The sequence below is a fragment of the Kosakonia sp. CFBP8986 genome (genome assembly GCF_034044935.1).
In the GTDB taxonomy this organism is placed as follows: domain Bacteria; phylum Pseudomonadota; class Gammaproteobacteria; order Enterobacterales; family Enterobacteriaceae; genus Kosakonia; species Kosakonia cowanii.
On the sequence record NZ_JAXCXB010000003.1, the window covers coordinates 314417 to 336334 of the forward strand.

A 21918-nucleotide genomic window follows, 5' to 3' on the forward strand; every position below is an offset into this window, starting at 1 on the left:
GGCATTACATCAAAGTCACAGACTACTTGCTATAAAAAGCAGTGGTTGTCATGTTTTTTGATGTAACTATTTAGTACGTCCTGTAATCAGGATAATAGAACTGCGTCGGATTGCCAGGGTTTATTCTTATCCTGATTTTATTTCCAACCTCAAACTTATCTTTATCTGTTATATAAAAGCTAAGACCACGATTAGATCTTATGCTTTTCCCTTCAAACTCATACTGCACTGTAATGACAGCAACTATTTTATTTTTTACTCTTTGAGCAGCATCGGGCTTGATCATTGTCATGATCGCCTCAACATCGACGCCATTCTCTTTTATATAATCATCAAGTTTATCTGACACTCTATTTTGGATAACAACATAGGCAACGAAAATCAACATTCCTAACGGAATGATCCATGCAAGTTTCGGCATGATATAAGAAAGGAAGTCCATAACCATAATTTTACAATCCTTATGTTTTTATTCATGCTTTGGGGTGTTTATTTTCTAAAAATAAAAGTCATGATTTCAGTAGAGTAACTTTTATTACTCCGCTGCATTTTTCATATTCAACATGTTTTTTGATGGGTTATTTTTAAGATAAACAACAGGTATTGTTGAACCCACATTGAATTTTTGCAAATCCATTGTTTTGATCGCTGTCAAAACGTTTTTTTTCGTGAATGTCTGACCATTTACAGCCTTAAACGAGTAATCAACCGTAATATTTACAATACCATAACTACTTGGTGTGCCAGGCATGATTTCAGTTATCGTTGCATCCACATAATAGGGATCTTTTAAGATGTCTGTGGCTATTTTTTTGTCAAGCAGAGTTTTGACCGCTAAATAACAAATTGCTGTCGCTGCAACGCCAACAAAAATATAATAAAACGCCTTTAGAAGTATATCCATAACAAGCCTCATACGAATGATGTCAATGCAGCTTTTTTCAAAGCTAACCCTAAGTTGGTGTACTCTACATCCCCTACTTTACATTTAATTCCTTTATTCCAAACAATATTAACAGAATTACTTTCCATCTTGGTTGTTGTTACTCCTCCGGAAAAACCTACCGCAGCCAGATTAACTGCGCTGATACCTACAGAGTTCCATTTCTTTTCAATAGCCCATGGCGTATCGATATTTACTTCCGTATCACTTTTGATGGTTATCCTGCTTGGAGAATAAAGGTTCATCTCCCCAAGCACTGTCTCGGTGAGCACGCCCTGAATATTCCTTGATGCATTACCATGGATGTCGACAATGTGGTTCTGATCGACCGTTAACTTATCGACCCCTTCGACGTGTGTCACTACGCCTTTCTTGTAGGTCACTTTCGTGGCGGCGCCAATGGCACTTGATGAAGCTGAGGACATATAGTCAGCCGGGGAAGGCATCGATCCTGGCGCCGACATGACGGGGCCCACCGGTTTGCTGATATCAAAAGGCACCGGTGTTACCGCCGACGCCTGACCCTGGGCATTCACCACCTGGCCAAACACCACTTCCGGCACTTCATACATGATCTTATCTGCCGCCAGGGTACTGACCGAGGCGTCGGTTTTGATCACCAGATTCTTGGTATAGCTGTTGTCGGAGTAACCGGTGACTGATTTGGTCTCGTTATCGACAATCGTCTCTTTACGGCCTTCGGCGCTCACGCAGATGGTCTGTCCTTTATTAAAGGTCTGCGTGTCGTGATCTTCCACCGTTATGGCGCGGGTGAGTTTATGGTTATAGATCGTCTCTTTATGCACGGTCTCCTTGTGGATACCTTCAACGGAGACGTTCATATCCCGCTCGGAGTGGAGGTCAACCGACTCGTTGCCGAGCTTATCTTCGAAGAAGAGATAGCTGGCGTTATCTTTGTTGCCGTCTTTACTGCGGGTCATAAAGCCCATACGGGTTGAGTCGCCCGGCAGCTCCCACGGCGGCATGCTCGCTTCGTTATAGACGCGACCGGTGACAATCGGGCGATCCGGGTCGCCGTTGATAAAGTCGATAACCACCTCATCGCCGACGCGTGGGATCTGCACCCCACCAAAGCCCTGGCCAGCCCATGCGCTGGATACACGCACCCAGCAGGAGCTGGTGTCATCGCCTTTTGCATGGCGATCCCAGTGGAACTTCACCTTCACGCGGCCATAGCGGTCGGTCCAGATTGATTCACCCTGCGGGCCAACCACACGAGCGGTCTGCGGGCCGTGTGTACGCGGCCACTCTGTGCGTTGTGCCGAACGGAAGGTGGTTGTCGCGGGTATCACCACAAACTGGATCTGATGAATAGTGTCGGAAGCGCTGCCGCTGGCGTAGCTGTTCTCTTCCAGCGTGTAGGCGGCGCTGACGACGAGATAATCGTTGCTGCTGCCGGCAAAAGGCGGGTTGCCGAGGGTAAAGGTATAACCCGGCGTGATACCGAGCGCCGTGCCGTTGGCGTCAATGCGCTGCTGCTCGGCCTGCCACTCCTCCTGGCGGATGCGGGCGTAAAACTCACCGTGTGAGTGCTCGACGAAGCGACCCGGCCACTCGTAATAGTCAATCTGGCCAGGTGAGGGCGAAGCAGGGTTCTGCCGCGCCTGGAACATCCACGCATTCGGCTTGCGGAAGTCGTAATCATCGATGCTGTAAAGGCCGGGCGTAACGCGTTCGCTGATCGCCCACTGACCAATACCCTCTTTATCCGTCGACCCGCCGGAAAGGGTGGCGTGATAGGGGATAACTTCATATCCGCTGAAAGGTTCATGATGCTCTGCCGCATCCATCAGCACCATGGTGTGGGAATCCGCCTCATGGCGGAAGTAGAAGTAGATCCCTTCCAGTTCCATCAGGCGGCTAATAAAGTTGTAGCTGCTCTCCTGATACTGAACGCAATACTCCCAGTTACGGTAGTCGCCGGTCAGCTTATCTTCCGTTTTAACGCCATATTCCGACAGCACGGTTTTAATAATGTCCGGCACGCGCTGGTTCTGGAAAATACGCTGGTTACGGTCGCGCAGCAGCGGCCATAAATCGGATTCAATTTTCAGGAGATATACTGCGTAGCGCACACCATCAAGCTCGGTGCTTTGCAGGTTCACTTCGGTGATTTTGCCGTTGAAATAACGCGGTTGCAGGCTCTGGGTTGGCACCTTAATAGTCAAGGGTTTCCCTAATAGCGCTCTACGGTCGATATTGCCATCTTCACTTAACATCGTGACGTTCAGGGCAAAGGATCGCGACATCACTTCTGTGCCGTTAAGTTTCCAGAACATCAGCGACTCGGCGCCGGCTGGCGGGGTGACGGTGATACGGTCAAACATAGCAACTCTCCCGGAGCTATTGCCCCGCGCGTTCAAAGGTTTGCGAGGTGTTTCTTTTTTTGGTTTTTTGCTGTGCTCACGGTTGGCGGGAATAAACGTTTAACGTCAATCCGCAACCATTCCATGAAAGACGACATTTTACAGATCGACATCTTCAGATACAGAGCGCAACGCATGAAATTGAAAAGCTGAGTCGTATTTGCAGATTTTTCCTAAAAACATCGTCATTTAGCGCAAATTCATCTGCTTGAAAAAATAAGGCCACTTGCGTGGCCTTATGACATTACGTTTGCGGATAAACAATATTTGCGCCGGGCGCTTCGCGGTGCAGATGGATAAAGTTCAGGTGACGTTCATATTGATCGAGAATATCGATAATCACCTGCTCTTTGTTGTAATCCATCAGGTCATTCCCCTGGCTGCCCTCTAACAGGAAGGTCTCCAGACGGAAGTAGTGCGACTTACCGCTGCGCGCGCGGTAGGTAAAGCCGGGAACGGAGTACTGCTGCGGCCAGACCTGGTAAACAAAGTTCTGCTCCTCGCCGAGATGCACACGCAAATCGAGGTGGCCGAGCGGTTTATCCTCTTCCGCAGGGACACTCTCCAGCGTGACGCGAGCGCCGCGCAGCTCCAGCTCTTTTGCCACATCCTGCATCGCCGGGTAGATCACCGTCTCCATCATCTGCTGGGTGTAACGCGTGCCCGGGTAGTTCATCAGGCGCGAGAGACGCTTTTTCCAGCTCAGGCGATCGTTGCTCGCGGGAATATAGGGCGCGGTTTCGCGGCTGGCGCTGGCGCGGCGGTGATCTTCCACTTTCAGCGACTTATAAAGCCCCGCCATCACAAAGAAGATCACAAAGCTGAATGGCAGACCCATGATCACCGTGGTGTTTTGCAGGGCGGAAATGCCATTGGTCATCAGCATCCCCATCGTCAGCACGCCAATCGCCACCGACCAGAAGATACGCAGCCAGTTCGGCGCATCGCTGTTGATATCTTTCAGCTTCGAGGTGAAGTTACCCAACACCAGCGAGCCGGAGTCCGCAGAAGTGACATAAAAGAGCAGGCCGGTAATGGTGGCAACCGAGGCGCTCAGTTTAAACGCCGGGTACTGCGCCAGCAGGCTGTAGAAGCCGCGTTCGGCGTGCGCCATCACTTCCTGGGCAAAACCGGCATCGCCGTGAATGATTTCATACAGCGCGGCGTTACCAAACACCGACAGCCACAGCAGGGTAAAGGTAAACGGAATAATCAGCGTACCGAGCACGAACTCGCGGATGGTACGACCGCGGGAGATACGCGCAAGGAACAGGCCGACAAACGGCGACCACGCCACCCACCAGGCCCAGAAGAAGAGCGTCCAGCTGTTCATCCACTGCGTCGGGCGGTCAAAGGCAAAGGTGTTCAACGTCATGCCCATAAAGCGGTTGATGTAATCACCCACATTCAGCACCAGCGCGTTGAGCAGGAAATCCGTTTTGCCCATAAACAGCACAAACAGGATCAGCCCGAGCGCCAGCGCGACATTCAGTTCAGAAAGGATGCGAATGCCTTTATCGACGCCGGAGGTGACCGAAATGGTGGCGATAACCACCGACAGCACAATCAGCGCCATCTGCGCGGTTAACCCTTCCGGCACATCAAACAGCACTTTCAGGCCGTAGTTAAGCTGCACGACGCCAATACCGAGGGTGGTGGCGATACCGAAAATGGTGCCGATCACCGCTGCGATATCCACCGTGTGGCCAATCGGGCCATTAATGCGTTTACCAAAAATCGGGTAGAGCGCCGAGCGGATGGTCAGCGGCAGGTTGTAGCGGTAGCTGAAGTAGCCGAGCGCAATCCCCATCAGGGCGTACATCGACCAGCCGGTTAAGCCATAGTGGAACAGCGTCCAGACCATCGCCTGGCGCGCGGCTTCCATTGTCTGCCCGGCGCCTTCCGGCGGCTGCATATACTGCGTCACCGGTTCAGCGACAGAGAAGAACATCAAATCGATGCCGATCCCGGCGGCAAACAGCATTGCCGACCAGCTTAACAGGCTGAACTCCGGTTTTGACTGCTCTGGCCCGAGCTTGATCGCCCCGTAGCGCGAACAGGCCATATAGATGACAAAGACGATATAGAGCGTGGCGGCCAGCATGTAGTACCAGCCAAAGGTGGACGACACCCAGTTCACGGTGGTCTGGATCCACGCCGCGGCGAGATCGCTATAGAGAATGGTGACAAGTGAAAATGTCAGAATCAGTCCGGCGGAGGTGTAGAACACCACAGGATTGATTCTGTCTTTTTCACTGGCAGGTGGATTAATCATCGGTTACCTCTGGTTAATTTCCTGTAAATAAATCAAAAGATTACTTGCAACGTGCTGCCTCTTTTCTTGTTGTTTTTCCCTCATTTTTGTTACGGATTGAGCCTGCTACAGCTTACACACTGCCGCTTCGTTTTTGTAACAGTGCAGGTACATTACCTTAACAAATTCTTTTTTTATATTGAACGTGCAATCAAAAAAAGATTAAATAGAGCCCTTACTTTGCGGTGGAAGAGGGAGTCATGCCAAAGGTGGGAATGCAGCCGATACGCCGTCGGCAGCTGATTGATGCGACCCTGGATACGATCAACGACGTCGGGATTAACGACGCCACCATTGCGCAGATTGCGCGCCGGGCCGGGGTATCGACCGGCATCATCAGCCACTACTTCAAGGACAAAAACGGCCTGCTGGAAGCCACCATGCGCGACATCACGCGCCAGTTGCGCGATGCGGTGGCGGTACGCCTGAAACCGTTAGCCCAGGCCACGACCGAAGCGCGTTTACTGGCGATTGTCGACGGTAACTTCGATGAGACCCAGGTGCATAGCGCGGCGATGAAAGCCTGGCTCGACTTCTGGGCCAGCAGCATGCATCAACCGCAGCTGGGCCGCCTTGAGCGCGTCAGCAGCCGACGCCTCTTCTCCAGCCTGACGGCGGAGTTTCGCCGCGAATTGCCGCGCGAGCAGGCCCGGCTGGCAGCGCACGGCCTGGCGTCATTAATTGATGGCCTGTGGCTGCGCGCAGCCCTGAGCGGCAAACCGTTCAACCCGGACGTTGCCCGAACGCTCACCACCCAATTCATCCGCCAGCAGTTGGCTGGCGCAAAGAATCCCTGAGGAAGGAGGAATCATGTCCCGATTCGCAGAACAGCAGCTCTATATTGATGGTCAATACGTTCCGGCCGCGGCTGGAAAAACATTCCAGACCATCAACCCGGCCAATGGCGAAGTATTAGCCGAAGTGCACGAAGCGGCGCAGGCCGATGTCGATCGCGCGGTAGAAAGCGCGCGTAAAGGCCAGAAAATCTGGGCCGCGATGACGGCGATGGAGCGTTCACGCATCCTGCGTCGCGCGGTCGATATTCTGCGCGAGCGCAATGACGAGCTGGCCGCGCTGGAAACCCTCGACACCGGTAAGCCGCTGAGCGAAACCCAGGCGGTTGATATCGTCACCGGTGCCGATGTGCTGGAGTACTACGCCGGGCTGATCCCGTCGCTGGAAGGGCAGCAGATCCCGCTGCGCGACACCTCCTTTGTCTACACCCGCCGTGAGCCGCTTGGCGTGGTCGCTGGTATTGGCGCATGGAACTACCCGATCCAGATCGCGCTGTGGAAATCCGCACCTGCGCTGGCTGCGGGCAACGCGATGATCTTCAAACCGAGCGAAGTCACACCGCTTACCGCGCTGAAACTGGCGGAAATCTACACCGAAGCGGGCCTGCCGGACGGCGTCTTTAACGTTCTGCCGGGCAGCGGCGCGGTCACTGGCCAGCTGCTGACCGAGCATCCGGGCATCGACAAAGTCTCCTTCACAGGTGGTGTGGCCAGCGGTAAAAAAGTGATGGCAAACGCCGCCGGTTCGACCCTGAAAGAGGTCACCATGGAGTTGGGCGGTAAATCGCCGCTGATCATCTTTGACGATGCGGATCTCGATCTCGCTGCCGATATCGCAATGATGGCCAACTTCTACAGCTCCGGCCAGGTCTGCACCAACGGCACGCGCGTGTTTGTTCCGGCGAAATGGCAGGCTGAGTTTGAAGTGAAGATCGCCGATCGCGTGGCGCGGATTAAAGCGGGCGATCCAAACGATCCGGCCATCAACTTCGGGCCGCTGGTGAGCTTCCCGCACCGCGACAACGTGATGCGCTATATCGAATCCGGCATCAGTGAAGGCGCCCGCCTGCTCTGCGGCGGCAAACGTCTGACTGGCGGCGAGTTCGATAAGGGTGCCTGGGTTGCGCCAACGGTCTTTACCGATTGCCGCGATGAGATGACCATCGTGCGCGAAGAGATCTTCGGGCCGGTGATGGCGATCCTCACCTATGAAAGCGAAGAGGAAGTGGTGCGCCGCGCCAACGCCACCGACTTCGGTCTGGCCGCTGGCGTAGTGACGCAGGATCTCAACCGCGCGCACCGCGTCATTCATCAGATTGAAGCGGGGATCTGCTGGATCAACACCTGGGGCGAATCCGCCGCCGAAATGCCGGTGGGTGGCTACAAGCACTCCGGCGTCGGGCGTGAAAACGGCCTGATGACGCTGCAAAACTACACCCAGGTGAAGTCTGTGCAGCTCGAAATGACCCGTTTTCAGTCTGTATTTTGAGTGAATTTTAACCTGAGGAGCGACTAATGGAATTTGATTACATCATCATCGGAGCCGGATCCGCAGGGAACGTATTGGCAACAAGACTGACCGAAGATAGCGACGTCAACGTGCTGCTGCTTGAAGCGGGCGGTCCCGATTACCGTTTTGATTTCCGCACGCAGATGCCTGCGGCGCTGGCTTACCCGTTGCAGGGAAAACGCTACAACTGGGCGTATGAAACCGAGCCCGAACCGCACATGAACAACCGCCGCATGGAGTGCGGGCGCGGTAAAGGGCTGGGCGGATCGTCGTTGATCAACGGCATGTGCTACGTGCGCGGCAACGCAATGGATCTCGATAACTGGGCACAGGAACCGGGGCTTGAGCGCTGGACCTACCTCGACTGCCTGCCTTACTACCGCAAGTCGGAAACGCGCGATATCGGTGCAAACGACTACCACGGCGGCGAAGGCCCGGTCAGCATCACCACCTGCAAACCGGGCAACAACCCGCTGTTTGCGGCGATGATCGAAGCGGGCGTGCAGGCGGGCTATCCGCGCACTGAGGATCTCAACGGTTATCAGCAAGAGGGCTTTGGCCCGATGGATCGCTTTGTGACGCCGAAAGGACGTCGCTCGAGCACCGCGCGCGGCTATCTCGATACCGCGAAAAAGCGCTCCAACCTGACCATCATCACCCATGCCACCACCGATCGCATTCTGTTCGACGGCAAGCGGGCGGTGGGCGTTGAGTATCTGCACGGTGCCAGCAATACGCCGCAGCAGGTGCATGCGCGCCGCGAAGTGCTGCTCTGCGCGGGTGCCATCGCTTCGCCGCAGATCCTGCAACGCTCCGGCGTCGGCGCGGCAGATCTACTGAAAAAGTTCGATATTCCCGTGGTGCACGATCTGCCGGGCGTCGGTGAAAACCTGCAGGATCACCTCGAAATGTACCTGCAGTACGAGTGCAAAGAGCCGGTGTCGCTCTACCCGGCGCTGAAGTGGTGGAACCAGCCGAAAATCGGCGCGGAGTGGCTGTTTAACGGCACCGGCATTGGTGCCAGCAACCAGTTTGAAGGCGGCGGCTTTATCCGCAGCCGGGAAGAGTTCGCCTGGCCGAACATTCAGTACCACTTCCTGCCGGTGGCGATTAACTACAACGGCAGCAATGCGGTTGAAGCCCACGGCTTCCAGTGCCACGTTGGCTCCATGCGCTCGCCGAGCCGCGGCTTTGTGCGCCTGAAATCGCGCGATCCGCGTATGCACCCGGCCATCCAGTTTAACTACATGGCTCACGAGCAGGACTGGCAGGAGTTTCGCGATGCGATCCGCATTACGCGCCAGATCATCAACCAGCCGGCGCTGGACAAATATCGCGGGCGTGAGATCAGCCCCGGTATCGAGTGCCAGACCGACGAACAGCTGGATGAGTTTGTGCGTAACCACGGCGAAACCGCCTACCATCCGTGCGGCACCTGCAAAATGGGCAGCGACGAGATGGCGGTAGTGGACGGGGAAGGGCGCGTGCACGGCCTGCAAGGGCTGCGCGTGGTCGATGCCTCGATTATGCCGCTGATCATCACCGGTAATCTCAACGCCACCACCATTATGATTGGCGAGAAGATTGCCGATAATATCCGTGGTCGCACACCGCTGCCGCGCAGCAACGCCGACTACTTCGTGGCGGGCGACCGCCCGGTGCGCGGCGAGCCGATGCGCGCGTAACGCCAGCAGCCGGTAGGGCACTCTTACCGGCTAGTTTTGCCCCAACCGCAGGCAGTGCGTCACCCGCTCAATCCCTTCCGTTGGCACAAAGCCTGCGCGTTGGTAAAAGCGGAACGCCGCCTGCGGTGCATGCGTGTAGAGATTGTCAAAACTCTGCGCGGCCTGGGCGATAATCTCCCTCAAAAGCGCGCTGCCCACCGCCAGGCTGCGATAGGCTGCGGCAACGTAGAGGTGGCGCACCCGGCCTGCGCGATCTCCCTGCACAAACGGGTCGATATTCAGCCCGCAAACGCCGACCAGTTTGCCGTCAATCCACGCGCCCAGCAGCATTTCGCCTGGCTTATCAAAGCGGTTGTGCTGATTGAGCCAGTTCTCCTCAAGCCTGCGCAGCATATTAAATCCTTCCGCCACGCTCGCCTGTTTTAGCGGCTGAAAACCGTCGACTACCGGGGTAATGGTGGTGATGTTCAGCGTCATAACACCCTCGTTATTGATGGAGATAATCCTGGCGCAGCAGGCCAAACAGCCAGTCATTGTGCCAGCGGTTATGCAGCCAGTAGCTCTCGCGCAGCTCGCCCTCCAGCACAAACCCCACTTTTTCCAGCAGCCGGCGAGAGGGGTGATTGCCGGCGGTGACCATCGCCGTCAGCCGCCGGATGCCGCCTTTATGGAAGGCGAAATCGCACACCGCCTGTAACGACTCGCGCGCATAGCCTTTTCCCTGCGCCTGGGGAGCAAAGAGAAAGCCCACTTCCGCGCAGTCGGCTTCGCGATGGATATAGCCGGTGACGCCGAGCCTTTCACCGCTCGCTCTGTCGCGCACCACCAGGCAGAGCCAGTGCGCGCTCCCCGGCTGCCAGGGCGGCAAGCGGGTGGTGAAAGCCTCCTCGATCTCCTCTGGCGCGCGCTCATCCGAGATGTAATGCTGCACCTCATTGCTCGCCATCAGGCGGCTAAAAAAATCGCGATCCTGCGCCTCGATTTGCGTGCAGACCAGCCGTGGCGTGTCGAGGCAAAGGGCTGTTTGGGTATGGGCGTCTTTATTCATCTCATCGCTGTTTTGTTGGCAATCATTACAAAGAGATATATGTCAGATACGCGGCGAGGTAAACCAGTAAGCAGCCAAACCAGATCTTCCCCACCAGCTGATAATCCTCTTTTTTCACCATCTCCCCCTGTTCAGAAGGTCCAGGTTACGGCTACCGTGCCGGTGCCCTCATTGCGTTGCGAGACAATCGGGCTGTCGCCCGCGCGATCGCCAAGCCAGGTGTAGCCCGCGCTCAGCAGCGTTCCCCAGTGTTCGTCGAACTGATGGCTCCAGGTGAGCGAGCTGTTGACGCCGTAGAAACCGCCCGCGCGATCATAGGGGCGAAAACCGCTGCGCTGGCTCTGCCGCGCGCTGACGCCATAAAAGGTGTTGATATAGCGGCTGTCGCCAAACAGGGCAGCAGACTGGAGTGCAACGGTATCGCTGGCGCTCTGCACCGGCAGCAGCGTCACCGAGGTTTGATACTGCACGCCCTGGCTGTCGGTCAGCGGCAGCGTCGCTTTACCTTCAACAGAGAGCCACGGTGTGATCGACCAGCCGACGGCAAGCGCCGTATTCATCGTGGCATCGATTTTCCCCATCCCTTTCAGGTTATTGGCGCCGTCGCGCCAGGAGGAGTTACTGTCATCGCGGCCGAGGCCATAGCCGAGCGTATGTTCGAGATAGAGGCCGTTCTCGCTTTGCAGGTCGTAACCGATGCCCTTTTGCGAATCAATGAAGAGGGCGTTATCGCGTGCCTGAATCAGCGGAACGAATTGCAGGCGCTGCTTGTCTGAACCGCTGTAGCGCGGCGCAGACTGTGCGCCGATGCCTACAGTAACGCCATTTTGTGCCGATGGATCATCATCGGCGTGCGCCGCAGAGGCGGTGGTCGCCAGCAGGGCGCAGAGGCTATACAACGTACGTTTTCTGGTTATCATCGTCACATCTCGTCGGTGGGAAAGGGTGTGCGCAAGCGCTGAAAGGGAACATAGACAGGTCGTATCAATAAACCGTCAGCAAAGTGTTAAGAAACGGTCAAGGTGGGGAAATGGTGGCGAAAAGAGTGCTGGTGATTGAGGATGACGCGGATGCGGCGGGCGTGCTGGAGGCCTATCTGCGCCGTGAAAATTATGAGGTGACGCTGGCGAGCGACGGCCTGGCCGGGCTGGAGCTGGCGCAGCGCTGCAAGCCCGATCTGATCCTGCTCGATGTGATGCTGCCCGGCATGAACGGCAGCGAAGTGCTGGCGGCGCTGCGGCGCAAAAGCGATGTGCCGGTGATCATGGTGACGGCGCTCGGCGATGCGCCGGATCGCATCGGCGCGCTGCGTTACGGCGCGGATGATTATGTGGTGAAACCCTATCACCCCGGCGAAGTGGTGGCGCGCGTGCAGGCGGTACTGCGGCGCACGCAGCGCGCGGAAACCCAGGAAGAGGTGCTGCGCTGGCACAACCTCGCGGTCGACACCGTCGCCATTAGCGTGACCGTCACGCAAGAAGATAACCAGACGCGCGCGCTGGAGCTGACGCCGACGGAATTCTCCCTGCTTACGACACTGATGCGCCATCCCACGCGAGCCTTCTCCCGCCAGCATCTGCTGGAGCACTGCCTGCCCGAAAGCGAAGCGCTGGAGCGGGTGGTCGATACGCACGTCTACAACCTGCGTAAAAAGCTGGAAAACGCGGGCGTCAGCGGCGTGTTAAGCAATGTGCGCGGCGTCGGTTACAGGTTCTCTCAACCATGAAAAATTTAGCTCAACAGTCGCTCTGGCGCTGGATCTGCGTGCGCATCCTTGCGCTGGCGATCGGTACAGTGATCATCATCGCGCTCTGTATGTGGCTGCGCTACGCCGTGCAGACTGTCTGGATCCTGCATGCCATGCCTGCGCCGGTGCGCGCCGAGTTTCTGCTGTTGAAAGAGAACCCGGAGATCAACCCGACGCGCTTTCACGAAATTGTCGACACCTGGTGGGGGCTGAGCTACTCCACCCCCTCTATCGCCTCGACGGACTGGATCCTGGTCAGCGTGCTGGTGCTGGTGATGATCCCCTTTATCGTCTTTATGGGGCTGCGCTATGCCCGCCCGCTGACCCTGCAATTTAGCCGCCTGCGCGACGCCGCCGAAGAGGTGACGCAGGGAACATTTGGCGCACAGGCCGAGCTGGTAAAAGAAGCCCCCGCTGAAATGGTACGCTTTGCCAGCGACTTTAACGGCATGACCCGCCAGCTGGCGCGCTATGAGCGCGAACTGCGCGCCTCCCACGTGGCGATGGCCCACGAGCTGCGCTCACCGCTCACCGCCGCGATTGGTCGCCTGCAGGGGATGCTGGATGGCGTGTTTGAGCCAAGCCCTGCGCAGATGTCGATGGTGATGAAGCAATTACAACTGCTGCGCCGCTTAACGGATGAGCTGCACCTGCTCTCGCTGGCTGACGCCGGGCAGCTGATGCTCAACTGCCAGCCGCTGCTCTTAGACGATCTGCTGCGCGAACGCGCGGCGTGGATGAAACCGCAGGCCGACGCCGCCGGGTTCACCTTTACCCTGACCGCGCCAACGCCCGCGCCGCTGGAGGGCGACGCTTTCCGCTTAGGGCAGGTCTTTACCGTGCTGATGGAGAATGCGGTGCGTTACGGGCGGCAGGGCGGCCATCTGTTTATCACCCTCACCTCGCAGGCGAGCGGCTACCTGATTGATTTCACCGATGACGGCCCCGGCGTGGAGGCTGATTTTCTGCCGCTGATGTTTGATCGCTTCACGCGGGCCGAGACTTCGCGCGCGCGCCATTCCGGCGGCAGCGGCCTTGGGTTATCCATCGCCCAGGCGATTGTCCATGCCCACGGCGGCAGCATCAGCGCCGTGCTGCCGGAAGCGGGCGGGCTGGCGATCACCCTTCACCTTCCCCACGTGGTTGCGGCGCAAGAAAAGTTGCAGCCTTGATAAAACCTTGACGAAACGTGGGCTGAATCTCGACGCGTCACGCCTGTAATAGCGCCATTACCGATCCGGAGTGGCGCTATGTCAGAACAGTTTATCCCTTACGCACGCCCGCTCGCGCACAGGCTTTTGCACGCTGTGCGCGGGCTTCCTCTGCTGCTATTGCTGGCGCTGGCCGCGACCGGCTGTGGCGAGAAGAAAACCGACAAACCGGCACCGCCGCGTCCGGTGCGTTACCTGGTCGTTGCTAACAGTGCGGCAAACCCGCAAACGGTGCGCACCGGCGAGATCCGTGCTCATGATGAGACAACGCTGGCCTTCCGCCTGGATGGCCGCATGATTTCCCGTGAGGTGGATATTGGCGCCCGGGTGCATGCCGGGCAGGTGCTGGCCTCCCTTGAGAGCGAAACCGGTAAAAACCAGCTCGCTAGCGCGCGCGCCGATGTGGAGAGCGCCCGCGCGGCTGAGCAGGTAGCAGCGCTGAATCTGAAAAGGATGCAGGCATTAATGCCCTCCGGCGCGATTGCCCGCACGCAGCTCGACAGCGCCCGCGCCGACTGGCAGTCGGCAGCATCAAAACTGAAAAGCAGCACTGCGGCATTACGCAACGCCGAGCAGAATCTGAGCTGGACGCAGCTGGTCGCCCCGGCAGACGGCATCATTACGCGCGTTAACGCCTCTGCCGGGCAGGTGGTCAGCGCCGGGCAGGCGGTCTTTACCCTCGCTACCAGCGAGGCGCGCGATGTGGTGTTTGCCGTTGCCGACCCGCGCCAGCTGGCATCAAACGCAACTTTCACCGTTGCGCTGCTGGCGGATCCGTCAGTGAAGGCGAGCGGCAGCCTGCGCGACATCAGCCCGCAGGCCGATCCGCAGACGCGCACCTGGCAGGTGCGGCTGGCACTGGCAAACCCGCCTGCGGCGATGGCGCTCGGCGCCAGCGCCACCATTGCGCTGCCGGAATCAGCATCCGCAGGCTTTGCGGTGCCCGCCTTTGCATTAAGCCGCCTTGGTCAACAACCGGCGCTGTTTGTGATTGATGACAAAAACCGGGCGCAGCCGCGCGCGGTGACGCTGGGCGGCTACAGCGCCTCATCGGTGTTTATCCGTTCCGGTCTGCGCCCCGGCGACAGGGTAATTACTGCGGGCGTCAGTAAATTGCGCGCCGGTGAGCAGGTGATCGCCGGGGAGTTGCAGCCATGAAACGCTCGCGCTTTAACCTCTCGGCCTGGGCGCTGGAACATCAGCAGCTGGTCACCTTTTTTATGCTGCTGGTGATAGTGATGGGCGTGCTCTGCTATCAGCAGCTGCCGCGTAATGAAGATCCGGCGTTCACCATCAAAACGGCGGTCGTCACCGCTCAGTGGCCGGGTGCCAGCGTCGAAGAGACAACGCAGCTGGTCACCGATGTGCTGGAGAAGAAGTTACAGGAGATCCCGCATCTCGATTTTATTGAGAGCGAAACCCGCGCTGGCAGCACGATTATCAACGTCAACCTGCGTGATGACACGCCGCCAAAAGCGGTGCCCGGCATCTGGTACCAGGTGCGGAAAAAGATGCAGGACAGCGCCGCCGATCTGCCGCAGGGCGCGCAAGGGCCGCAGGTCAACGATGAGTTTGATGACACCTTCGGCACCATCTATGGCTTTACCGCCGACGGTTACTCGCCGCGTGAACTGCGCGATCGGCTGGAGACCATCCGCCGCAGCCTGATGTCGCTGCACGATATCGGCAAAATAAGCCTGATCGGCGAACAGCAGGAGCAGATTGTTATCGCCTTCTCCCCGCGTCAGCTGGCGGGAATGGGGCTGGATATTGAGCAGATCAGCACGGCGCTGAAGGCGCAAAACGCCATCGCGCCCGCCGGTACCATCCGCACCGGCGAGGATAACGTGGCGCTGCGCGTCAGCGGCGCGTTAAGCAGCGAAGCGAGCCTGCGGGCGGTGACGCTGCATATCAACGATCGCTATATTCCGCTCACCGATATCGCCACCGTCACCCGCCAGGCCGCTGAGCCGCCCGCGCCGCAGTTTCGCGTCAACGGGCAACCGGCGCTCGGGCTGGCGATCTCAATGGCTTCGACCGGGAATATGCTGCGCTTTGGCAAGGCGCTGGATGAGCGCATGGCGCAGATCCAGGCCCAGTTGCCGCACGGCATTGAGATGGTGAAAGTGGCCGATCAGTCGCAGGTGGTGAGCGGGGCGGTGAGCGGTTTTGTCCGCGTGCTGGTAGAAGCGGTGGTGATTGTGCTCGCCGTCTCCTTTGTCTCGCTGGGCCTGCGCGCGGGCCTGGTGGTGGCTGCCGCCATTCCGCTGGTGCTGGCGATGACCTTCGCCGGGATGATGCTCGCCGGGATCGGCCTGCAACGCATCTCCCTCGGCGCGCTGATTATCGCGCTCGGTCTGCTGGTGGATGACGCAATGATCACCGTGGAGACGATGGTCGCACGCCTCGAAGCGGGGGAGTCGCGCAGGCAAGCCGCTACCTATGCTTTTAAAACCACCGCCTTTCCCATGCTCACCGGCACGCTGGTGATGATCGCCGGGTTTATTCCCGTCGGCTTCGCCGCCTCCAGCGCCGGGGAGTACTGCTACTCGCTGTTTGCCGTGGTGCTGATCGCGCTGCTCTGCTCGTGGGTGGTGGCGATCCTCTTCTCCCCGCTTACCGGCACCTGGCTGCTGCCCGCGCGCATCGATAAGCACGGCGATCGCGTCGGCAGGCTGAAACGCGGTTATCAGGCGCTGCTGCGCCTCGCGCTGCGCTGGCGGCTGACCACGCTGGCACTCGCGCTGCTGGCGCTGGGGTTGTCGCTGGTCGGCACCACCTATTTGCAGGGGGAGTTTTTCCCCGCCTCCGATCGCCCGGAGCTGCTGGTGACGCTCTCGCTGCCCGCTAACGCCTCGCAGACCGAGACGCAAAAGCAGGTGGAGCGCCTGGAGCGGGCGCTGGCCGGTAATGAGGATCTCGATCGCTACAGCAGCTACGTCGGCTCCGGCGCGGTGCGTTTTTATCTGCCGATGGAGGTTTTGCAGGACAACGAGAACACCGCGCAACTGGTGGTGGTGGCAAAAGATCTCGCCGCCCGTGACCGGCTGCGCCAACGGCTGGAGACGCTGCTGGCAAGCCAGTTCAGCGCGATTACCTCTCGCGTGTCGCCGCTGGAGCTGGGGCCGCCGGTGGGCTGGCCGGTACGCTACCGCGTGAGCGGGCCGGATTATGCAAAAGTGCAGACGCTGGCTCATCAACTGGCGGCGCAGATTGGCGGCTCGCCGCTGACCCGGGAAGTGAACCTGACCGCCGGGGAGCCGGAGCGGATGATCCGCTTACAGGTCAATCAGACCGCCGCGCGCGCGGCGGGCGTCTCCTCGGAAAGCATTGCCCGGATGCTTGATACCGTCTGGTCCGGCGCGACGCTGACCACGGTGCGGGATAACGATCGGCTGGTGGATGTGGTGCTGCGCGGCAACGATCGCGAGCGGCTCGATATCGGTACGCTCGGCACATTGATGTTGCCGACGTCTAACGGCACAAAAATTCCGCTGAGCGAAGTGGCGACGCCGGAGTGGGGGCTGGACGACCCGGTGATCTGGCGTCATCAGCGGCTGCCCTTTATCACCGTGCAGACGGATCTCGCGCCGGGCCTGCGCGCGGAAGCGGTATCATCCGGTCTGCGCCCGACGGTGGATAAGCTACGCGCCCAGTTGCCTGCCGGGTATCGCATTGAGGAGGGCGGCACCGTTGCCGAGTCGGACAAAGGCAACGGTTCGGTGTATGCCGTGCTGCCGGTGACGCTGATTATTATGCTGCTGCTATTAATGGTTCAGCTTCAGCGCTTCTCGCGCATGCTGCTGGCCGTCACCATGGCACCGTTTGGCCTGCCGGGAATTGTGCTGGCGATGCTGCCGACCGGCACGCCAATGGGGTTTGTCGCGCTGCTGGGGGTAATTGCACTGGCGGGGATGATCATCCGCAACGCGGTGATCCTGATTAGCGAAGTGGACAGCAATCTGCACCTTGGGATGCAGCCTGATGAGGCGATTATCGCCGCGTCGGAGCACCGCGCGCGACCGATTATGCTGACCGCCTGCGCCGCGATCCTCGGCATGATCCCCATCTCCCATCAGGTGTTCTGGGGGCCGATGGCCTACGCCATTATCGGCGGGCTGCTGGTGGCAACGCTGGTAACGCTGACGGTGTTACCCGCCGCGTTCAGCCTGGTGCTGCAACTGAGCGCCCGCTTAGCTCCTGCGCATCGGGCGGCAGATAAAGATTAACGCCACCGCGCTACAGAGCGGGAAGATAGCCAGCTGCAACCAGGGGTAGATCGCCGCAACCGAGGGGGTTAACGCCCGGTCGAGTTGGCTGCCAAACAGCAGGTTGCCCGCCAGCACGGCAAAACCGCCCGCTGTCGCCAGCGCGCCATAGTGCGCGCCGAGCGTCGCGTCGTCGGCGAACCACGGCACCATATCTTTCGCCGCAGGCACCAGCAGCATCTGCCCGAGGGTTAATAACGAGACGAAGCTGATGGCGGGCAGCAGCCGCATCCAGCCCGCAGGCGGCGTGCTAGCGGCGCAGAGCGCGACGCTGGCAAAGCTTGCGGAGATGAGCAAAAAGCCCACCGGCAGCATGCGCGCGGCACCAATGCGGCGCGTTAAGCGGGCGAGGGGAAGTTGCAGGGTGATAATCAGCACCGAGGCCAGCATAAACAGCGGCCCGAGATCTTTTTCGCTGCCGCCCGCGCGCTGGATCTCAACCGGCAGCGCCAGGTAAAGCTGGTTGTAGCTTAATAACCACGAACTGTAGGCGAGGATAAAGGCGACAAAGCGCGGCTGGCGAAAGGTGGTCCACCATGGCGTGACCGCCAGCGTCTGGCGTTTTGGCGGCGCGGGCGGCAGGCAGAAGAAGAGCACAATCAGCGCCACAACAAACACCCCAGCACCTGCTAACGCCACCTGGCGAAAACCGAGCCCGGTCATCAGCGCGCCCGCCACCGGGCCAAGCACCGCGCCGAGCTCGCCGCAGACGGCAAAAAGCGCAAACCACTCGGCGCGGCTGCGCTTGCCGCGGCTCTCGCTCTGGGCTCCGGCGCGCGCCAGTAACGCTTCAATCGAGGGGGAGAAGAGCGCACCGCCAATGCCTGTCAGGCAGGCGCCGACAATAATTGGCCCCAGCGAGTGGCCGAACGCCAGCATCAGATAGCCCGCGACGCGGATAATGCAGCCGCAGAGAATAATCACGCGCGCGCCGAAGCGGTCCGATAACGCGCCGCCAATAAAGAACATCCCTTGCTGCGAGAAGGTGCGCAGCCCAAGCACCAGGCCGATCAGCCCGCCGGAGAGCAGTAAGTCATCGCGCAGAAAGATCGCCAGGAAGGGCACCACGGCGTAGAAGCCGATATTAAAAACAAACTGGCTACCAAGTAAAACAGGCGGCCAGAGCTGTTTCGCTGGCCGCAGGTGGGGAAAAGACATGCGAAAATCCTGATGTCAGGCGATGAAGTGGATATGGTTTTTGTCATGGCAGGGCGATGGCGTGATTTTCGCCTTCACGCGAAACACCTCCCACAGCAGATCTTCGGTGAGGATCGCCTGCGGCGTACCGCTCGCCACCACAGTACCGTGTTGCATCACAATCAGGCTGTCGCAAAACATCAGCGCATGGTTGAGATCGTGAATGGCGACGATGCTGGTCACCGGTAGCTCGCTGATAAGCTTCATCAGCTGGAGCTGGTGGTGAATGTCGAGATGGTTGGTCGGCTCATCAAGCAGGATCTCTGACGGCATCTGCGCCAGCGCGCGGGCAATGTGGACGCGCTGCCGCTCGCCGCCCGAGAGTGTCAGCCACCCCTGCTGGCTTTTCTCCAGCATGTCGACGCGTGCCAGCGCGGCGGAGATGGTCTCATCATCCTCCGTGCTCCAGCTGGAGAAAGGGGAGTGGTGCGGAATACGCCCCAGTTTCACCACGTCGCGTACGCGCATATTGGCATCGGTCATGCCGTGCTGCTCAACGAACGCCACCCGGCGGGCAAGCTGCTTTTTGGGCAGCCGGTGAAGGTTCTGCCCGTCGAGCAATACACGTCCTTTATGCGGGCGGCGCAGCCCCGCCAGCACGCGCAGCAGGGAGGATTTCCCCGAGCCGTTCGGCCCCAGCAGACCTACCGTTTCGCCACGCGCAACCGTCAGTGAGACATCGTTGACGATCACTTTCTTACCCACCTTCCAGGTGACGTTTTCAGCGGCGATGCTCATTAGCGATTCCTTGAACGGTAAATAATAAAGGCGAAGAACGGCACGCCAACCAGCGCGGTGACGACGCCGACCGGCAGGCTCTGCGGGGCGATCAGCATGCGCGAGGCGATATCCGCCAGCACCATCAAAATCGCGCCCGCCAGCGCACAGGCTACCAGCAGCCTGCGGTGCAGCGGCCCAAAGAAGAAGCGCATCATATGCGGCACCACCAGCCCGACAAAACCGATGGAGCCAGCCATGCTGACAATCGTGGCGGTGATCAGCGCGGTGGTGGTAAACAGCGCGAGGCGCACCCACGGCACGGCGATGCCTAACGAGGCCGCCGCATCGTCGCCGAAGGTGAAGGCATCCAGCGCCCGCGAGTAGTAGAGGCAGATCGCCAGACCAATCAGCACCACGATCAGCACCAGCTGGAACTCCGGCCAGCGCACGCCGCTAAAGCTGCCCAGCAGCCAGAACATTACGTCGCGCGCCTGCTGGGCGCTGGCGGAGGTACTGATGGTATACGCCGTGACGGCGTTAAAGAGTTGCGAAGCGGCAACCCCGGCTAAGATGGTGCGCTCGTTGCCGCCGCGCGCGCCGTTGGTGAGAAACGCCACGAACGCAAAGGCGGCGAAGGCTCCGGCAAAAGCACCCGCCGAGAGCGATACCGCACCCGCGCCAAGACCCAGCACCACCACAGAGACCGCACCGGTCGATGCGCCCGCCGAGACGCCGAGCACATACGGCTCGGCCAGGGCGTTTTTCAACAGGCTTTGCAGCACCGCACCGCAAATCGCCAGCCCGGCACCACAACAGGCGGCGACCAGCGAGCGGCTGAGGCGGAAATCCCAGATCACGCTTTCATAGATGCGATTGAGCGGCTCGGCGGTCAGCCCAAGTTTATTGCCAATCGCATAGAAAACGCTGGGTAACGGAATCGCCAGCTCACCGACGCTGGCTCCTACCGCTATCACTACCACCAGCAGCACAACGGCAAGCAGCGCGGCACTACTTAACCACAACGTTTGTCGCGTTGGGTGCAACGCTGCCATCAATTAAGCCCCATCTTTCTCAGCTGTTCAGCAACCTGCTCTGCGCCATAAATGGTGCGAATGGTGGGATTCATCGCCTGGCCATCCATCACCACGATGTGGCCTTTTTTCACCGCCTCAAGCTGGCTGACGGCGGGATCGCTCTTCAGGAACTTAATCTTCTCCTGCGCGTTATCCAGCGCCCAGCGATTGCGGTCGAGGCTGGAGACGACGATCACATCCGGGTTAGCGGCAATGATGCTCTCCCAGCCAACGGTCGGCCACTCGGTTTCGGTAGTGATGGCGTTATGGCCGCCGAGCACATTGGCGATAAAACCGGAGGCACTGTTTTTGCCGCCGACGTAGGCGTCAGCGGAAGGGGATGAGCTGGAGAACCAGAAGACGAAGGAGAGATCTTTTTTGTTTTTACCAAACTCTTTACGCAGATCGGCTTCGCGCTTTTTGAAGTCGGCAACCAGCGCCTGGCCGCGATCTTCAACGTTAAAGATCTTCGCGAAATCTTCGATCTCCTGGTAGAGATAGGTCATGTCCCACAGTTTCTGGCGGCTGCCGTACATATCGCCGGTGCCTTTTTTGGTGGCGCACATGCCCGGTGACATATAGCTGTTAACGCCGACGGTGGCGAGATCTTCGCGCTTCGCCACTTTGCTCTCCGGCCCCAGCAGCAGCGGCGATTGCGCGGCTACGAAATCCGGGGTTTGCGCCAGCACCGACTCCAGGGTCGGGATCTCTACCGTCAGGGTTTTGATCTTCGCATTTTTTTCCGCCAGCTGCGGCAGGACTTTGGTCGGCCAGAAGGCGGTGGCGGCGATTTTATCCTCTAAGCCGAGCAGCAGCAGGATCTCGGCGGTGTTTTGCCCTAACGCGACCACGTGCTCAGGGGCTTTGGTGAAGGTCTCTTTGTAGCCGCAGTTTTCAAGGGTGAGGGGATATGTGGTGGCATAAGCAGAACTTAATGAGGCAAGCGCCAGCCCCAGCGCGCAGAGAACCTTCTTCATTCAACACTATCCTTCATTAACATTATGGTGATTTATGGGATCAT

The 21918-nt window shown here is 58.8% G+C and carries 18 protein-coding genes; 7 read left to right on the forward strand and 11 right to left on the reverse strand.

Annotated features, from left to right (window positions below):
• Positions 1–70: 70 nt before the first annotated feature.
• The 4 genes from SOM48_RS08235 to SOM48_RS08250 all read right to left on the reverse strand — a co-directional run bounded on the left by SOM48_RS08235 (position 71) and on the right by SOM48_RS08250 (position 5605).
• Positions 71–448 carry a hypothetical protein gene (locus SOM48_RS08235; protein ID WP_320511770.1) on the reverse strand — a complete coding sequence of 126 codons (378 nt, stop codon included), beginning with the start codon at positions 446–448 and terminating at the stop codon, positions 71–73.
• A gap of 87 nt (positions 449–535) precedes the next feature.
• Positions 536–904, reverse strand: a complete 369-nt coding sequence (locus SOM48_RS08240) for a hypothetical protein (protein ID WP_312200932.1) — start codon at positions 902–904, stop codon at positions 536–538.
• Between the two features lie 8 nt (positions 905–912).
• A complete protein-coding gene (locus SOM48_RS08245; RefSeq protein WP_320511771.1) occupies positions 913–3291 on the reverse strand; it encodes a type VI secretion system Vgr family protein in 2379 nt (792 codons plus the stop codon).
• A gap of 283 nt (positions 3292–3574) precedes the next feature.
• Positions 3575–5605, reverse strand: coding sequence for a choline transporter (locus SOM48_RS08250; protein ID WP_023480491.1), 2031 nt, complete (start codon positions 5603–5605; stop codon positions 3575–3577).
• A gap of 239 nt (positions 5606–5844) precedes the next feature.
• On the opposite strand from SOM48_RS08250, the gene betI reads away from it, so the two are divergent.
• From betI to betA, 3 genes are read left to right on the forward strand one after another with little or no spacing between them, the layout of a single operon-like run.
• Positions 5845–6441, forward strand: coding sequence for a transcriptional regulator BetI (betI, locus tag SOM48_RS08255; protein ID WP_054803993.1), 597 nt, complete (start codon positions 5845–5847; stop codon positions 6439–6441).
• Between the two features lie 13 nt (positions 6442–6454).
• Entirely contained in the window at positions 6455–7927 is a 1473-nt protein-coding gene (gene betB / locus SOM48_RS08260) for a betaine-aldehyde dehydrogenase (RefSeq protein ID WP_289745278.1), read from the forward strand.
• A 26-nt stretch (positions 7928–7953) separates the two neighbouring features.
• Positions 7954–9633: a choline dehydrogenase gene (gene betA, locus SOM48_RS08265; RefSeq protein ID WP_042713955.1), complete on the forward strand. Its 1680-nt coding sequence runs from the start codon at positions 7954–7956 to the stop codon at positions 9631–9633.
• Between the two features lie 30 nt (positions 9634–9663).
• Here betA and SOM48_RS08270 read toward each other — a convergent pair whose 3' ends face one another.
• The 3 genes from SOM48_RS08270 to SOM48_RS08280 form a co-directional block, all read right to left on the reverse strand.
• A complete protein-coding gene (locus SOM48_RS08270) occupies positions 9664–10110 on the reverse strand; it encodes a GNAT family N-acetyltransferase (protein ID WP_320511772.1) in 447 nt (148 codons plus the stop codon).
• A gap of 10 nt (positions 10111–10120) precedes the next feature.
• Positions 10121–10681, reverse strand: coding sequence for a GNAT family N-acetyltransferase (locus SOM48_RS08275; protein ID WP_289745281.1), 561 nt, complete (start codon positions 10679–10681; stop codon positions 10121–10123).
• Positions 10682–10812: 131 nt separating this feature from the next.
• Positions 10813–11601: a MipA/OmpV family protein gene (locus SOM48_RS08280; protein WP_320511773.1), complete on the reverse strand. Its 789-nt coding sequence runs from the start codon at positions 11599–11601 to the stop codon at positions 10813–10815.
• A 110-nt stretch (positions 11602–11711) separates the two neighbouring features.
• On the opposite strand from SOM48_RS08280, the gene SOM48_RS08285 reads away from it, so the two are divergent.
• The 4 genes from SOM48_RS08285 to SOM48_RS08300 all read left to right on the forward strand — a co-directional run bounded on the left by SOM48_RS08285 (position 11712) and on the right by SOM48_RS08300 (position 17868).
• Entirely contained in the window at positions 11712–12407 is a 696-nt protein-coding gene (locus tag SOM48_RS08285; protein WP_042713947.1) for a response regulator, read from the forward strand.
• Entirely contained in the window at positions 12404–13600 is a 1197-nt protein-coding gene (locus SOM48_RS08290) for a sensor histidine kinase (RefSeq protein ID WP_320511774.1), read from the forward strand. The genes SOM48_RS08285 and SOM48_RS08290 overlap by 4 nt, the downstream gene beginning before the upstream one ends.
• 78 nt (positions 13601–13678) lie before the next feature.
• Positions 13679–14797, forward strand: coding sequence for an efflux RND transporter periplasmic adaptor subunit (locus SOM48_RS08295; protein WP_320511775.1), 1119 nt, complete (start codon positions 13679–13681; stop codon positions 14795–14797).
• The gene (locus SOM48_RS08300; RefSeq protein ID WP_313354277.1) at positions 14794–17868 is read left to right on the forward strand and encodes an efflux RND transporter permease subunit; all 3075 of its coding nucleotides are present in this window, start codon (positions 14794–14796) and stop codon (positions 17866–17868) included. The genes SOM48_RS08295 and SOM48_RS08300 overlap by 4 nt, the downstream gene beginning before the upstream one ends.
• Here SOM48_RS08300 and SOM48_RS08305 read toward each other — a convergent pair.
• The 4 genes from SOM48_RS08305 to eitA are packed head-to-tail and all read right to left on the reverse strand — an operon-like array spanning position 17833 to position 21874.
• Positions 17833–19065, reverse strand: coding sequence for an MDR family MFS transporter (locus tag SOM48_RS08305; protein WP_320511777.1), 1233 nt, complete (start codon positions 19063–19065; stop codon positions 17833–17835). The two genes, SOM48_RS08300 and SOM48_RS08305, sit on opposite strands and share 36 nt — an antisense overlap.
• A 15-nt stretch (positions 19066–19080) precedes the next feature.
• A complete protein-coding gene (eitC, locus tag SOM48_RS08310; protein WP_320511778.1) occupies positions 19081–19842 on the reverse strand; it encodes a siderophore ABC transporter ATP-binding protein EitC in 762 nt (253 codons plus the stop codon).
• A complete protein-coding gene (locus SOM48_RS08315) occupies positions 19842–20876 on the reverse strand; it encodes a FecCD family ABC transporter permease (RefSeq protein WP_094420563.1) in 1035 nt (344 codons plus the stop codon). The genes eitC and SOM48_RS08315 overlap by 1 nt, the downstream gene beginning before the upstream one ends.
• Positions 20876–21874: a siderophore ABC transporter substrate-binding protein EitA gene (gene eitA / locus SOM48_RS08320; protein WP_076768965.1), complete on the reverse strand. Its 999-nt coding sequence runs from the start codon at positions 21872–21874 to the stop codon at positions 20876–20878. The genes SOM48_RS08315 and eitA overlap by 1 nt, the downstream gene beginning before the upstream one ends.
• Positions 21875–21918: the final 44 nt, after the last annotated feature.

Bases quoted from the DNA above. Each gene is read 5' to 3' on its own strand.
- SOM48_RS08235 (WP_320511770.1), bottom strand. From the start codon at position 448: ATGGTTATGGACTTCCTTTCTTATATCATGCCGAAACTTGCATGGATC.
- SOM48_RS08240 (WP_312200932.1), bottom strand. From the start codon at position 904: ATGGATATACTTCTAAAGGCGTTTTATTATATTTTTGTTGGCGTTGCA.
- SOM48_RS08245 (WP_320511771.1), bottom strand. From the start codon at position 3,291: ATGTTTGACCGTATCACCGTCACCCCGCCAGCCGGCGCCGAGTCGCTG.
- SOM48_RS08250 (WP_023480491.1), bottom strand. From the start codon at position 5,605: ATGATTAATCCACCTGCCAGTGAAAAAGACAGAATCAATCCTGTGGTG.
- betI (WP_054803993.1), top strand. From the start codon at position 5,845: ATGCCAAAGGTGGGAATGCAGCCGATACGCCGTCGGCAGCTGATTGAT.
- betB (WP_289745278.1), top strand. From the start codon at position 6,455: ATGTCCCGATTCGCAGAACAGCAGCTCTATATTGATGGTCAATACGTT.
- betA (WP_042713955.1), top strand. From the start codon at position 7,954: ATGGAATTTGATTACATCATCATCGGAGCCGGATCCGCAGGGAACGTA.
- SOM48_RS08270 (WP_320511772.1), bottom strand. From the start codon at position 10,110: ATGACGCTGAACATCACCACCATTACCCCGGTAGTCGACGGTTTTCAG.
- SOM48_RS08275 (WP_289745281.1), bottom strand. From the start codon at position 10,681: ATGAATAAAGACGCCCATACCCAAACAGCCCTTTGCCTCGACACGCCA.
- SOM48_RS08280 (WP_320511773.1), bottom strand. From the start codon at position 11,601: ATGATAACCAGAAAACGTACGTTGTATAGCCTCTGCGCCCTGCTGGCG.
- SOM48_RS08285 (WP_042713947.1), top strand. From the start codon at position 11,712: ATGGTGGCGAAAAGAGTGCTGGTGATTGAGGATGACGCGGATGCGGCG.
- SOM48_RS08290 (WP_320511774.1), top strand. From the start codon at position 12,404: ATGAAAAATTTAGCTCAACAGTCGCTCTGGCGCTGGATCTGCGTGCGC.
- SOM48_RS08295 (WP_320511775.1), top strand. From the start codon at position 13,679: ATGTCAGAACAGTTTATCCCTTACGCACGCCCGCTCGCGCACAGGCTT.
- SOM48_RS08300 (WP_313354277.1), top strand. From the start codon at position 14,794: ATGAAACGCTCGCGCTTTAACCTCTCGGCCTGGGCGCTGGAACATCAG.
- SOM48_RS08305 (WP_320511777.1), bottom strand. From the start codon at position 19,065: ATGTCTTTTCCCCACCTGCGGCCAGCGAAACAGCTCTGGCCGCCTGTT.
- eitC (WP_320511778.1), bottom strand. From the start codon at position 19,842: ATGAGCATCGCCGCTGAAAACGTCACCTGGAAGGTGGGTAAGAAAGTG.
- SOM48_RS08315 (WP_094420563.1), bottom strand. From the start codon at position 20,876: ATGGCAGCGTTGCACCCAACGCGACAAACGTTGTGGTTAAGTAGTGCC.
- eitA (WP_076768965.1), bottom strand. From the start codon at position 21,874: ATGAAGAAGGTTCTCTGCGCGCTGGGGCTGGCGCTTGCCTCATTAAGT.